Origin of the sequence: Staphylococcus equorum (genome assembly GCF_001747895.1) — a bacterium.
GTDB lineage: Bacteria > Bacillota > Bacilli > Staphylococcales > Staphylococcaceae > Staphylococcus > Staphylococcus equorum_A.
Window position 1 is genome coordinate 321,495 of the sequence record NZ_LNNB01000009.1, and the last position, 14,327, is coordinate 335,821.

The window sequence follows — 14,327 nt, forward strand, 5'->3', positions numbered from 1 at the left end:
TTTACGGGCATATAAAAGGGGATATTTCTGAAAATGATCAATCCAATAAGATCGAAATTCGTGTGGGGGGGAATGTCTTATATTTGGAATTGATAATCATTTTCAATTACATTATACAACACTGAGAATTATTGTCAATTAGAATTAGAGAATTTTTATAGATTCTTATATTTATCAAGACTTAATAATCTTTAAAAGGCAATACGAGGGGATATAATACGATTTATTTGTTTTATTATATCTCGTATACAAGCAACAAATATTATACAATTATTAGTAATAACTTCCTACATTGTGTATTATCATTTAAAATATAATTTGAGGTGCAACTTATGACAAAAATATTAATAGTAGAAGATGAACAAAATCTCGCTCGCTTTATAGAACTTGAACTTGAACACGAAAATTACACTGTAGATATAGAATACGATGGACGTCCTGGTTTAGAAAAAGCATTATCAAATAACTATGATCTTATACTTTTGGATTTGATGCTACCAAATATCAATGGCTTAGAAATCTGCCGTCAAATTCGTCAAAAGCAAACAACGCCAATTATTATTATTACTGCTAAAAGTGATACCTATGATAAAGTCGCAGGTTTAGATTATGGCGCTGATGATTATATTGTTAAACCATTTGATATAGAAGAATTACTAGCTAGAATACGTGCTATGCTACGTAGACAGCCACAAAAGAACGTCATTGATATCAAGGGTATCATTATAGACAAAGATGCTTTTAAGGTCACTGTAGAGGGCGAATCCTTAGATTTAACAAAAACAGAATATGACTTATTATATTTACTTGCTGTTAATAAAAATCATGTTTTGCAGAGAGAACAAATTATCACTGATGTTTGGGGATATGATACCGAGGTTGAAACAAATGTTGTTGATGTTTATATTCGTTATTTAAGAAACAAACTCAAACCATACGGTAAAGATAAATACATCGAAACTGTTCGTGGCGTTGGCTATGTGGTTAGACAATGAAGCAAAGAAAATTAAAAACAAAATGGATGATGATAACAACAACAATAACGTTTTCAACAATATTTATTTTTAGCTTGATTATTATATTCTTCTTAAGCAATAGTTTACGTCACAATGAATTTACTGAGGCAGAACGAAGTTCATCAGATATTGTAAACCTTTTTGAAACTAAGCATATGAAAGATATCACACCCTTAGATTTAAATGCTTCTTTAGGCAACTTTCAAAAGGTAATACTTTATAGTGACAATGGTAACAAATTAATGGAGACTTCAAATGATAATACGATCAATTACACACCAAATTTTGCGACTAAAGATGCGAATCAAGCTTCAATTAAAAATCATCATAATACGGAATACCTGACTATAACGCAACACATCGATTCTCAAAGTTTCAAAGGGTATAGTGTGATCGTCCATTCATTAGAAAGCTATAATACACTGGTAAATTCTTTATATTTTATTGCGCTTATTTTCGGCATCATTGCAACGTTTATCACTGCGATTATAAGTTACTTTTTCTCATCACAAATTACAAAGCCATTAATTTTGATGTCTAACAAAATGCAACAAATACGTAGAGATGGTTTCCAAGAAAAAGTAGAGTTAACTACAAACTATGAAGAAACGGATAATTTAATCGTTACTTTTAACGAAATGATGTTCCAATTAGAAGAATCTTTTAATCAACAAAGACAATTCGTGGAAGACGCTTCTCACGAATTACGTACGCCATTACAAATTATCCAAGGACACTTAAATTTAATTCAACGTTGGGGAAAAAAAGATGCAGCAATACTAGAAGAATCTTTAGACATTTCCTTAGAAGAAATGATGAGAATTACAAAATTAGTAGAAGAGCTTCTCTTACTCACTAAAGATAATAATAATAGTCGAGATGGAGATATCGAAAATGTAGACATTAATCAGGAAATTACTTCTCGTATAAAATCTTTAAAACAATTACATCAGGACTATAAATTTGAATTTGAAGCTTATCCTAAACCACTTAATATTAAAATAAATCGTTACCAATTAGAACAAATATTAATTATCTTCATTGATAACGCTATGAAATATGATCAACATAACAAACATATTCATATTCAAACCAATCTTAGAAACAAACAAATTTCTATTGAGATAACAGACCACGGTGTTGGTATTCCTAAAGAAGATATTGAATTTATTTTTGACCGTTTCTATAGAGTCGATAAATCACGTTCACGTAAATTAGGTGGCAATGGTCTCGGTCTATCTATTGCTAAAAAAATAATTGAATTGAATCATGGCACTATACAAGTTGAAAGTGAAACAGGTAAATATACTACTTTTAAAATCACTTTTTAACACGTTAAATCTAGCATTAAAAAAGTTTTAATTTAGCAAAACATACGTTACATTATTATATATATTACAAAAGTAACAGAATCTATTTAATTTAGGTTCTGTTTTTTCATATAACTAGGCTATTGGTACTTTAATTTACGCCTGTTTAATGCTATTATTGATTTGTAAGCGTTTCAACTATTTTGTGGAGGGTGTAATATGAGCAACGAAAGACAGGTTTCCGAGGCACCTGTAAATTTCGGGGCAAATCTTGGATATGTTTTAGATTTATATGACGTATATCTAAATGATCCGACTTCAGTCCCTGAAGATTTGCAAGTCCTATTTAGTACAATCAAAAACGGTGAAGCTAACATCGTAACAAATACTGAAGGTCAAAGTAATGTGACTAAAGGTGATAGCACAATCAAACGTGTTATGCGCTTAATAGATAATATCCGCCAATATGGGCATTTATTAGCAGATATTTATCCAGTCAATAGACCTGTAAGAGAAAATGTTCCAAAGTTAAACTTTGAAGATTTCAATTTAGACAAAGAAACACTTGAATCTATTTCTGCAGGTATCGTATCAGAGCATTTCAAAGATATTTATGACAATGCTTATGAAGCTATTGTACGTATGGAAAAACGTTACAAAGGACCAATCGCCTTTGAGTACACGCATATCAACAACAATAGAGAACGTGTATGGTTAAAACGCAGAATTGAAACACCGTACAAAGCAACTTTAAATGACAATCAAAAAATCGAACTTTTTAAAAATTTAGCCCACGTTGAAGGTTTTGAAAAATATCTACACAAAAACTTTGTAGGCGCAAAACGCTTTTCAATTGAAGGTGTAGATACATTAGTCCCAATGTTACAGCAAACTTTAAAACTTGCGAGTGACGAAGGTATTCAAAACATTCAAATTGGTATGGCCCACCGTGGGAGATTAAACGTACTCACACATGTTTTAGAAAAGCCATATGAAATGATGATTTCTGAATTTATGCACACAGATCCAATGAAGTTTTTACCAGAAGACGGAAGCTTAAAATTAACTTCTGGTTGGTCTGGCGATGTTAAATATCACCTTGGTGGCGTGAAAACGACGCGTTCATATGGTAGTGAACAACGTATTTCATTAGCTAATAACCCAAGTCATTTAGAAATCGTAGCACCTGTGGTTTTAGGTAAAACACGTGCAACACAAGACAATACAGATCAACCTGGTGCAGTAACAACTGAATTCGAAAAATCTATGCCAATATTAATTCATGGTGACGCAGCTTATCCTGGCCAAGGTATTAATTTTGAAGCAATGAACTTAGGTAGCCTTGATGGTTATTCTACTGGTGGTACTCTGCACGTTATTACAAATAACCGTATCGGCTTTACAACAGAACCTGAAGAAGGTCGTTCTACAACATATTCTTCAGATGTTGCTAAAGGATATGATGTGCCAATTATGCATGTTAATGCAGACAACGTTGAAGCAACAATTGAAGCAATTGAAATTGCTATGGCTTTCAGAAAAGAATTCCATAAAGATGTTGTTATTGACTTAGTTGGTTACCGTCGATATGGTCATAACGAAATGGATGAACCATCAATCACAAATCCACTACAATATCATGAAATACGTAAACATGACTCCGTTGAACTTTTATACGGAAGACAGCTCGTAGATGAGCATATTATTACAGAAGATCAAATGAATAATATTATGGATGAAGTACAAAAATCATTACGAGCAGCTCATGACAAAATTGATAAAAATGATAAAATGGATAATCCAAATATGCAAAAACCAGATGACTTGGCAGAACCAATTCAAAGCCAAGATACTGAATTGAGTTTTGAACATCTTAAAGAAATTAATGATGCGATGCTTACGTATCCTTCAAATTTCAATGTATTGAAGAAACTTAATAAAGTATTAGACAAACGTAGAGAGCCATTTGAAAAAGAAGATGGATTAGTTGACTGGGCTCAAGCAGAACAATTAGCTTTTGCGACAATTACTCAAAATGGCAATCCAATACGCTTAACAGGGCAAGATAGCGAACGTGGTACTTTCAGTCACCGCCATGCAGTCTTACATGACCCAGAGACTGGCGAGAAGTACACACCGTTACATCATGTACCTGATCAAAAAGCGACGTTTGAAGTACGTAACTCACCATTATCAGAAGCTGCAGTAGTTGGCTTTGAATATGGTTATAACGTTCAAAATAAATCATGTATGACAATTTGGGAAGCACAATATGGTGATTTTTCAAATATGTCTCAAATGATTTTTGATAACTTCTTATTTAGTTCAAGAGCTAAATGGGGTGAACGTGCTGCTTTAACATTATTGTTACCTCATTCATTTGAAGGACAAGGACCAGAACATTCATCTGCACGTTTAGAAAGATTCTTGCAACTTGCAGGAGAAAATAATGCGACAATCGTTAATTTATCTAGTTCAAGTAACTATTTCCATTTATTACGCGCACAAGCTGCTACATTAGGTACTGAATCTATGAGACCTTTAGTAGTAATGTCACCGAAAAGCTTATTACGTAATAAAACAGTAGCAGATCCTATTAGTAAATTTACTACGGGCAAATTTGAAGCGATTTTACCAGAAGAACATCAAAAAGACACTGTAAGAAAAGTTATTTTAGCTTCAGGAAAAATGTTTATTGATTTAAAAGAATATTTGGCTAAAAATCCAAATGATTCTATATTAATTGTTGCAGTAGAGAGACTTTACCCATTCCCTGTAACAGAAATCGAAGCATTGTTAAATGAATTGCCGAATTTAGAAAACGTAGCTTGGGTACAAGAAGAACCTAAGAACCAAGGTGCATGGTCATTTGTTTATCCATATCTAAAAGAATTAACTACAGATAAATACGATTTAAGTTATCATGGTCGTATACAACGTTCGGCACCGGCTGAAGGTGATGGTGAAATCCACAAACTCGTTCAAAATATGATACTCGAACAAAGTACAAAAATTAACTAGGGGGAAGTCAAGCATGCCAGAGGTAAAAGTTCCAGAATTAGCAGAATCCATAACAGAAGGTACCATTGCAGAATGGTTAAAACAAGTAGGCGATAACGTAGATAAAGGTGAAGCTATCGTTGAACTAGAAACAGATAAAGTAAACGTTGAAGTTGTTTCAGAAGAAGCAGGCGTTCTTCAAGAATTACTTGCAAACGAAGGCGATACAGTTGAAGTAGGTCAATCTATCGCTGTTGTTGGAGAAGGTAGCGGAAACAACGCTTCTGAAGCACCAGCTAAACAAGATGACACTAAAGACGATTCATCATCAGAAAAAGCTCAACCACAACAATCTGAAACGCAAAATGATAAATCAGAAGAAAAAGATCAAGACAACGGACAACGTGTTAATGCAACACCATCAGCTCGTAAATATGCTCGTGAAAAAGGTATCGACTTATCTGAAGTAGCAGCACAGTCAAATGATGTTGTAAGAAAAGAACATGTTGATCAAAGTCAAAATCAAGCTAGCTCAAAACAATCAGCTCCAGCCGCTAAAGAAGAAGCGAAAAAACCGGCACAACAAAATCCATCAAAACCAGTAGTGAGAGAAAAAATGTCTCGTCGTAAGAAAACAGCTGCTAAAAAATTATTAGAAGTTTCTAATAACACAGCTATGTTAACTACATTTAACGAAATCGATATGACGAACGTAATGAATTTACGTAAACGTAAAAAAGAACAATTCATTAAAGATCATGATGGTACTAAACTCGGCTTCATGTCATTCTTTACAAAAGCAGCTGTTGCAGCGCTGAAAAAATTCCCAGGTGTGAATGCTGAGATTGACGGCGACGATATGATTACTAAACAATTCTATGATATCGGTGTTGCAGTATCTACTGACGACGGTTTACTTGTTCCATTCGTAAGAGATTGTGACAAGAAAAACTTTGCTGAAATCGAAGAAGAAATTGGCAATTTAGCTAAAAAAGCACGCGATAAAAAACTCGGCCTAGACGATATGGTAAATGGTTCATTCACAATTACTAATGGTGGTATCTTTGGTTCAATGATGTCTACACCAATCATCAATGGTAGCCAAGCTGCTATTCTAGGTATGCACTCAATTATTACACGTCCAATTGCTGTCGATGCAGATACAATCGAAAACCGTCCAATGATGTACATTGCATTAAGCTATGATCACAGAATCATTGATGGTAAAGAAGCAGTAGGATTCTTAAAAATGATTAAAGATTTAATTGAAAATCCAGAAGATTTACTATTAGAATCTTAATCCACAACACAAAATAGTTTATTAATCCCAATACAACGGCGCTAAGCGTCGTTGTATTTTTTGTTTTTAAAATTTTAATTACTCTAAAATCCAAATAAGAGGCGTGAACATGAAATCAAAATTCGACTTCGTATTCACGCCCCCAAAACTAATCCAAAAACAAATGCGATGATTAATAATATCAAGCCACACGTTAAACAAATATAACCGGAAACCTTTGAGCGTTGTCTTAGAAGAAAAATACTAAAACTAATTATGGCGACGCTTAAAATCAACAATGCTATTAAGTTTAACCATGAATTTAATAAAAACAGATAGAATTAAAAAACCTGAGTTATGTCTTTGACTATGCTTAACAGATACATGGAGTTTTAAAAAATATGCTCATTTAAGAGGACATATACAACAACAATAACTAAAAAGGTATATTTGATCACAAAATAAGACATTAACTCAAAATCGTACTTAAATTACAATGTGAGCGATCAGCATACAGTTACTTATATTTTTATTACAACTCTGAAAAAGTTAAATATTTCTGCAAAGAAATTAATAATGCACAATCATATTAAATCGAACTGATGAAATATTTTCATTTGAGTAAAAATGGAAGATATTGGCGTTAAATTGGATAGATTCATCTTTATGAACCGTATAGTTATCTCCATCCAATTTAAGCGTTAGTGTACCTTCATAAACCGTTATGTACTCTATAGATCCAGAACCATGTGGCGAATCTTTCATAAGACCTTCAGGCTCTATAATAACCATATGACTCTCAAACTTTTTCTCAATATCAAACTTAAAAAATGGATATACTTTATATTTATTGTCTTCTGAAGTTAATGGTTTCAATTCATTCGCAGATATCTTTCTAATATTTTCAATATTTTCTTGTGTAAGTTCAGAGAATGAAACTTTTAAACCGTTAGCAATTTTCCATAATGTTGTAATCGATGGAATAGATTCTTTACGTTCAATTTGCCCAAGCATCGTTTTACTTACTTCAGTCAAAGTGGATAAATGTTCTAGTGAATAACCATTTTGTTTTCTATATAACTTAAGATTTTCAGCAATAATATCATTAATTTCTTTCATAGATTTTTCCGCCTTTATTTTATAATCTAACGCAGGAAAATTCATTCCAAGTCTTAAAACGTTATAACGTCATTATACACGTTATAACGTTTTATGCGAGAGGGGAGGTGGTAATGAAACTGTTGTAAAAGCTATAAACCTTGTAGCATCAGTGTCCTTACCACTATTTACTAATTTAAACATTCTGGATTTTAAACACGTAAAACAGCAGATTTCATGTTTAAAATCTATACTAGTTACCATATTTCTATTTGTTCTAATGACTACAGTTCATTATTCTATTTCAATAACAAGCTTATTATATTAGATTTTCGACCATTCAAATAATGATTACTAACCGTTGAATATTGCTTGAGCATAAACATAATTTTTGTATCTTTAAAAGAATAGCCGCATTTATTATCATATTAAGTACTTTTTTCATGATCGGTCTTTCCATTAAAAAATGCCATTACTTTAGACTCACTAGCTGAGACAATTCTAAAGTAATGGCATTTCTCTACTCTATAAACAGTTTAATTTTTGGCGTGTTTTTGATAATAATCACGTGGACTGCACCCATAAGACGTTTTAAATTTTCGATAAAAGTTAGAATAATCGCTAAAACCGCATTGATTGGCAACTTGTTGTGGACTTTCTCCATTTTTCAACATACGTTGCGCATTTTGCAATCGTTTCTGTAATAAATAACGATATGGTGGATAGCCTACAAGGCGAGTGAAGTGCTGAGTAATTTTATAGCGACTAACATAGAATTTCTTTTCGAGATCTTCTAATGAAATAGGATCTGCGTAGTGTAACTCCATATAATCTAATACTTGTCTTACTAACTCAGATTCCGGGTCATCTATCACTGATACTTGTTCATTAGCAATTGACACTCTATTTAAAAGTATAAAAAATTGAGTGAGCAATGCTTCTTCTGCTAATTTCTTCCCAAATTTCTGACTATTTTGTTCATTAATTAAACCCTGAAGTAAATAATATAGTTCTCTTTTTTGTGATTCTGACAATTGCAGTAAATTTTTAAAGTTTGGTGATTTTGTGTCGAAGCATGCACTTAAATCATATGTATCTGTAGACAAAGATTCTAATAAATGTTCATCAAATCTTAATCCAATACGTTCGGCATGCCCATCCATTTGTTCATTTAACTGATGAAATTCATATGGTGTAATGAGTAATAAAGAACCTACGTCTAGCTGATATTTTCTACCTTCAATGGTATATAGCATATTGCCAGACAGTGAGAAGAATATTTCATAATGGTCATGATAATGTAATTCATTGCCAAAGTGACCATCACTTATCCTGTGCCATGCTGCATACTCTCCATCAAAAGGTAACGAAATAGAATCAAATTTAAACTTAATATCCCCGTTGCCTTTCATTCAAATACCTCCTGCTCAAAAAACAATCTTTTTCCCTTTATTTACAATGTTGTTAATTTTCACTCAATATATAATTAAATTATAACACTAAAGCAATATTATATTGAAAGGATGATTTATATGACTGAACCACAAATTGGAGTTCAAATGATGATGCTTAAAGATAAGGTAGCTGAAGATGGGATATACAATGTTTTAAATAAAGTAAACGAGCTTGGCTACCATGCTGTTGAGGTATCTCAAATAGAAATGACAGAACAGAATATTACTGAAATGCAACGTGCAATTAAAGATTTTGGCATGAATATCGCGGCAATGTCTTGTGGTGTCGAAGATATTTCTGAAGATCAAAAATATCCAGGAGATACATTACAAAATGATTTTGATAAAATTGTAGCAGATTGTAAAGCTGTAGATTGTACAATTTTACGTATTGGCATGCTTCCTATGAATTATATGGGTTCTAAAGAAAGTACGCTTAAATTTGCCGAAATATGTGAGGAATATGCGGAACGCTTAAAAGAACATGGCATCGATCTTTACTATCATGCGCATAACGTAGAATTCGTTCGTTATAATGGAGAGCTCATGTTAGATTTAATGCGTGATAACACTGAACATTTAGGCTTTGAGTTAGATGTACATTGGATTTGGCGTGCTGGTATAGACCCAGCTAAATTCATACCAACATATGCAAATCGCATTCGTGCCATCCACTTAAAAGATTATCGTATTGGCGAAATTGATTGGGACCAATACCCTGGAGAAGGCGTTGAGAAGGTATATTATATGCTCCATATGATTACACAATTTGCTGAACTTGGTGAAGGTACTTTACCTTTACGAGATATCATAGAAGCTGGCCTTGAAAGTGGCAGTGAATATTTCTTTGTTGAGCAAGATGAATTATACGGTGCCGATCCATATGATTGCTTAATCACAAGTCGTGATCACTTAATTGATTTAGGTTATAAAACATGGTTCTAATTTAAATTAATAGTCTATCTACACCTTAATAGGTGCTTTTTTAAAGAAGTTAAATGTAAGCGATTGCAATTTGCTACTTTATAAAATTCAAGTTATATTTAATGAAAATGGAGGTATTTTTATAATGAAAAATATCGCAATATCAGGATTTTCGGATGAAATATCATCCGAATTAGATACCCAGTTAAAAACTGTCAGTGAATTAGGTATGCGCTATATCTCATTGCGTGGTGTTGATGGTGAAAATATTAGCAAATACTCTGTTGATAGCATACAAAAAGATGTCTTACCAAGGTTGAAAAAGTGGAACATTGGCATTTCATCCATTGGTTCGCCAATAGGTAAAATTTATATTAATGATGAAGATGCTTTTAAAGCGCAATTAGAGACATTAAAAACATTATGTCAAATATCAAATACTTTAGATTGTAAATACATTAGAATATTTAGTTTTTATATACCAAAAGATGATAATTTTGATGATTATGAAAAAGAAGTCATTGCTAAATTAAAGCAATTTGCCAAAATTGCTGAACAATATAATGTGATATTACTTCATGAAAATGAAAAAGATATCTTTGGCGATATTGCTCGACGTTGTAATGTTATTTTAAATGAAGTCGGTTCAGAACATTTTAAAGCAATCTTTGATTTCGCAAATTTTGTTCAGTGTGGCGAAGATCCACAAGCATGTTATGAATTATTGACTCCACATATTGAATATATTCATATTAAAGATGCTATTTATGAAGATAGCGTCAATGTCTTATGTGGCACAGGAGATGGTCAAATTGAATCGATACTTAAACAAGCAATCAACAGTGGCTACGAAGGATTTTTAACACTAGAACCTCATCTCGTTGTGTTTGATTCACTTAAAGATTTAGAACTTGAACATTCCACAGAGACGATCCAAAACACAGTAGCTAAAGACGGTGCTGAAGGATATAAAATGCAATATGAAGCTTTACTAAAAATACTATCTAATATTGAACAAGAGGAGAATGCATAATGGAAAAAGTTCGTTTAGGAATTATTGGTTTAGGTGCACAAGGTGGTACTTATGCAGGTTTTATTCATAGCGGAGAAGTAGATAAACTAGAAATTGGCGCAATATGTGACATTGATCCTGAGAAAAAAGCATTAAGTGCTGAAAAATATCCAGATGTACCTTTCTACGATAACTATATTGATATGTTAGAAAGTGGCGATGTAGATGCAGTCGTTACTACAGTGCCTCATTACCTTCATACAGAAATAGGTAAAGAAGCATTGTCTAGGGATATTCATGCACTTTTAGAAAAGCCTGCAGATATCTATGCTGAAAAAGTTAAAGAAATCAGTGATTTAGCAGCTTCTAAACCAGAATTAACGTTTGGTATTTTCTTTAATCAAAGAACCAATCCTTTATACCAAAAAGTTAAAGCATTAATTGATGCTGGTGAAATTGGTCATATTCGTCGCACAAATTGGATTATCACTACATGGTGGCGTCCACAAGCATATTATGATCAAAGTTCTTGGAGAGCAACTTGGGATGGAGAAGGCGGTGGCGTTTTAGTAAACCAAGCACCACACCAAATCGATTTACTCCAGTGGTTATGTGGCTTACCTGAAAAAGTATTTTCAAATGTTAAATATGGTTACCAAAGAGAATTAAACGTCGATGATGATGTAACAACTGTATTAGATTATGGCAACGGGGCAACAGGTGTATTCATTACATGTACACATGACATTATCGGAACAGACCGCTTAGAAATCACTGGCGATAAAGGGAAAATATTAGTAGAAGATAGTAACAAAATTACACTGACTCGCTTAAAAGAATCTGAGACAGACATGAACCGTAATATGTCGTGGGAAGATGCTGCCAAAATATTCACTGGCAATGGTTTTGACGATATCTATGATCAAGAAACGTTTGAATTCGAAAGTGTATGGGGTCAACAACACATCAGCGTATTAGAAAACTTTGCAGCTAACATTATTGATGATACACCACTGATTGCTCCAGGCAGTGACGGTATTAATGGTGTTAACTTTGTAAATGCCATTTATCTTTCAAGTTGGTTAGGCAAAGAGGTATCACTACCAGTAGATCCAACTGAATTTAAAAATGCATTACAAGAAAAAATTCAATCAGAGCAATAAATCAACTCATAAAAGCATAAATAAACGGAGATGGTCATATGCTTAAAATTGGAATTGTTGGATTAGGTGATATCGCTCAAGTACATATTCAAGCGATTGATGATAATCCAGAGGCTCAATTAGTAGCAGTTTGTGATGAAAACGAATTATTAAAAAACAAAGTACCAAATACGCATTTTTATAAAGAATTAAATGAAATGTTAGATTCAGAAGCGTTAGATTGCGTTCATATTTGTTTACCACACTATTTACACTTATCAGCAACAGCGACTTGTGTCGAAAAAGGCGTTCATGTGTTGCAAGAAAAACCACTTGCAATTAATGCCAAAGAAGGTCTTGAATTAGTGAAATTAGAGCGCAAATACCCAAAAATTAAAATTGGTATTTGTTTTCAAAATCGCTATAATGATACCTTTCAAACACTACAGAAAATCGTCGAAAGTAGTGAATATGGTAATGTCATTGGCGTAAAAGGGCTAGTAACTTGGTTTAGACCTGAAGCTTATTATACAGAGAAACCTTGGCGCGGTAAGATGGACGCTGCTGGTGGTGGCGTACTAATCAATCAAGCTATTCACACACTAGATTTAATGCAATTACTTTGTGGCAAAGTCACATCTATTAAAGGCAATGTCTCACAACTATTAGATTATGATATTGAAGTAGAGGATACCGCAGCTGCACACATAGCGTTTGAAAATAAAGCAAATGGTATGTTTTTCGCTACAAATGCCAGTATTGGTAATTCTAGTGTTGAGCTTCAAGTCATCTTTGAAAATGAAAAATTCACAATTAAAGATAATATTCTGACACGTGTAAATGAAGACGGTTATAAAAAGCAAGTTATAGAAGATGCTAAAGCACCTAAAACAAAATCTTATTATGGACCAAGCCATGGTAAACTGATTAATCAATTTTATGATTGTCTGCATAACGATACACAAAATTATGTACATGCTCAAGATGCACTCGCATCCATCGCTATGATAGATGCAATTCAAATGTCTTCTGAATCAAAACAAACCGTAACATTTACCAGTGATTAAATTTCAACTTTCTTAAAAATCTATTCAGCGCACGGAACATAAATACAACATGTTATTTTGTAAATGTAAATTATATATTTCACTGTAGTTGTCTGTATTTACTCAGCTATGTGGGAGCAGGGTAAGTAATCAAACATTGATTGCTTATCTTGCTCCTTTTTATTCGAACATTTTTGATTTTTGAAAGTACATGTTTGCTTGGAATATGAATCGAATCTATTATCTCTCTCTCATACCATTTCACTGGACGTCAGCCTTATAAAAAATGGGACAAGTGCATATAAATATTTAAATCATCTATATCGTTTCAACTTCATTAGGGATGCTTATGACTTGTACTCTTTTTCATACAATTTTTAAGTAAATAAAATAATTTTATCATTCAATACAATGATTGTTTTTTCATTTAAGCTTCACTACAATAAATATATAATAATATATTTTAATGAATGAAGGTGCATTTTATGAACGATAATAGCAAAATCATATTAGATTTAGCTGTATCTTTAGATGGTTTTATAGAAGGATCGAATGGTGAAATTGATTGGTGTATCATGGATCCAGAAATGAATTTCACTGCATTTTTAAACCAAATAGACGCTATTATTTATGGTAGGAAAAGCTATGATTTATGGGGAACTTTCCAACCGCAAGCAGACGATAGCAATGGAGAGCAGTTCATGTGGGACAATATTCATAGCAAAAGTAAATATGTATTTACACGCCAGCATATTTCAAATCAAACAACTACTGAATTTATTTATAATCCTGACATTACCAAAGCAGTCGAACAAATCAAATTAGCTCATACAAATGACATATGGTTATATGGCGGGTCTAGTATTATCACCTCATTTATAGATAAAAATTTAATTGATGAATATCGTTTATCTATTCACCCAGTAGTATTAGGTGCTGGAAAACCATTATTTGAAAATATTAATCAAAGATTGAATTTGTCATTATTAAAAATGCATACTTATCAAAGCGGTGTCGTACAGCTCATTTATGGCAAAGATAAATAA

The 14,327-nt window shown here is 32.7% G+C and carries 11 protein-coding genes; 9 read left to right on the forward strand and 2 right to left on the reverse strand.

Annotation, left to right across the window (positions count from 1 at the left end):
• Positions 1-332: 332 nt before the first annotated feature.
• The 4 genes from AST02_RS03435 to sucB all read left to right on the forward strand — a co-directional run bounded on the left by AST02_RS03435 (position 333) and on the right by sucB (position 6,626).
• The gene (locus AST02_RS03435) at positions 333-995 is read left to right on the forward strand and encodes a response regulator transcription factor (protein WP_069815636.1); all 663 of its coding nucleotides are present in this window, start codon (positions 333-335) and stop codon (positions 993-995) included.
• The gene (locus AST02_RS03440; protein ID WP_069815638.1) at positions 992-2,347 is read left to right on the forward strand and encodes a HAMP domain-containing sensor histidine kinase; all 1,356 of its coding nucleotides are present in this window, start codon (positions 992-994) and stop codon (positions 2,345-2,347) included. Before AST02_RS03435 ends, AST02_RS03440 begins: the two co-directional genes overlap by 4 nt.
• A gap of 198 nt (positions 2,348-2,545) precedes the next feature.
• Complete coding sequence (locus AST02_RS03445; RefSeq protein ID WP_046465327.1) at positions 2,546-5,347, forward strand: 2-oxoglutarate dehydrogenase E1 component; 2,802 nt, start codon at positions 2,546-2,548, stop codon at positions 5,345-5,347.
• 13 nt (positions 5,348-5,360) lie between these two features.
• On the forward strand, positions 5,361-6,626 hold the full coding sequence (gene sucB / locus AST02_RS03450) for a dihydrolipoyllysine-residue succinyltransferase (protein WP_069815640.1): 1,266 nt from the start codon (positions 5,361-5,363) through the stop codon (positions 6,624-6,626).
• A gap of 549 nt (positions 6,627-7,175) precedes the next feature.
• On the opposite strand, the gene AST02_RS03455 is transcribed toward sucB, so the two are convergent.
• Together AST02_RS03455 and AST02_RS03460 are read right to left on the reverse strand one after the other, a co-directional pair.
• Positions 7,176-7,724 (reverse strand): helix-turn-helix domain-containing protein, encoded by a 549-nt coding sequence (locus AST02_RS03455; protein ID WP_046465325.1) that lies wholly within the window; start codon positions 7,722-7,724, stop codon positions 7,176-7,178.
• A 515-nt stretch (positions 7,725-8,239) separates the two neighbouring features.
• Positions 8,240-9,115, reverse strand: coding sequence for an AraC family transcriptional regulator (locus AST02_RS03460; RefSeq protein ID WP_069815642.1), 876 nt, complete (start codon positions 9,113-9,115; stop codon positions 8,240-8,242).
• 120 nt (positions 9,116-9,235) lie between these two features.
• On the opposite strand from AST02_RS03460, the gene AST02_RS03465 reads away from it, so the two are divergent.
• The 5 genes from AST02_RS03465 (at position 9,236) to AST02_RS03485 (ending at position 14,327) form a co-directional block, all read left to right on the forward strand.
• Complete coding sequence (locus AST02_RS03465) at positions 9,236-10,102, forward strand: sugar phosphate isomerase/epimerase family protein (RefSeq protein ID WP_069815644.1); 867 nt, start codon at positions 9,236-9,238, stop codon at positions 10,100-10,102.
• A 124-nt stretch (positions 10,103-10,226) separates the two neighbouring features.
• A complete protein-coding gene (locus AST02_RS03470) occupies positions 10,227-11,114 on the forward strand; it encodes a sugar phosphate isomerase/epimerase family protein (RefSeq protein ID WP_069815646.1) in 888 nt (295 codons plus the stop codon).
• Positions 11,114-12,256 (forward strand): Gfo/Idh/MocA family protein, encoded by a 1,143-nt coding sequence (locus tag AST02_RS03475; protein ID WP_069815648.1) that lies wholly within the window; start codon positions 11,114-11,116, stop codon positions 12,254-12,256. Before AST02_RS03470 ends, AST02_RS03475 begins: the two co-directional genes overlap by 1 nt.
• 38 nt (positions 12,257-12,294) lie before the next feature.
• Positions 12,295-13,302 (forward strand): Gfo/Idh/MocA family protein, encoded by a 1,008-nt coding sequence (locus tag AST02_RS03480; RefSeq protein WP_069815650.1) that lies wholly within the window; start codon positions 12,295-12,297, stop codon positions 13,300-13,302.
• A gap of 464 nt (positions 13,303-13,766) precedes the next feature.
• Positions 13,767-14,327, forward strand: a complete 561-nt coding sequence (locus tag AST02_RS03485) for a dihydrofolate reductase family protein (RefSeq protein ID WP_069815652.1) — start codon at positions 13,767-13,769, stop codon at positions 14,325-14,327.

Bases quoted from the DNA above. Each gene is read 5' to 3' on its own strand.
- AST02_RS03485 (WP_069815652.1), top strand. From the start codon at position 13,767: ATGAACGATAATAGCAAAATCATATTAGATTTAGCTGTATCTTTAGAT.
- AST02_RS03470 (WP_069815646.1), top strand. From the start codon at position 10,227: ATGAAAAATATCGCAATATCAGGATTTTCGGATGAAATATCATCCGAA.
- sucB (WP_069815640.1), top strand. From the start codon at position 5,361: ATGCCAGAGGTAAAAGTTCCAGAATTAGCAGAATCCATAACAGAAGGT.
- AST02_RS03480 (WP_069815650.1), top strand. From the start codon at position 12,295: ATGCTTAAAATTGGAATTGTTGGATTAGGTGATATCGCTCAAGTACAT.
- AST02_RS03445 (WP_046465327.1), top strand. From the start codon at position 2,546: ATGAGCAACGAAAGACAGGTTTCCGAGGCACCTGTAAATTTCGGGGCA.
- AST02_RS03455 (WP_046465325.1), bottom strand. From the start codon at position 7,724: ATGAAAGAAATTAATGATATTATTGCTGAAAATCTTAAGTTATATAGA.
- AST02_RS03475 (WP_069815648.1), top strand. From the start codon at position 11,114: ATGGAAAAAGTTCGTTTAGGAATTATTGGTTTAGGTGCACAAGGTGGT.
- AST02_RS03435 (WP_069815636.1), top strand. From the start codon at position 333: ATGACAAAAATATTAATAGTAGAAGATGAACAAAATCTCGCTCGCTTT.
- AST02_RS03460 (WP_069815642.1), bottom strand. From the start codon at position 9,115: ATGAAAGGCAACGGGGATATTAAGTTTAAATTTGATTCTATTTCGTTA.
- AST02_RS03440 (WP_069815638.1), top strand. From the start codon at position 992: ATGAAGCAAAGAAAATTAAAAACAAAATGGATGATGATAACAACAACA.
- AST02_RS03465 (WP_069815644.1), top strand. From the start codon at position 9,236: ATGACTGAACCACAAATTGGAGTTCAAATGATGATGCTTAAAGATAAG.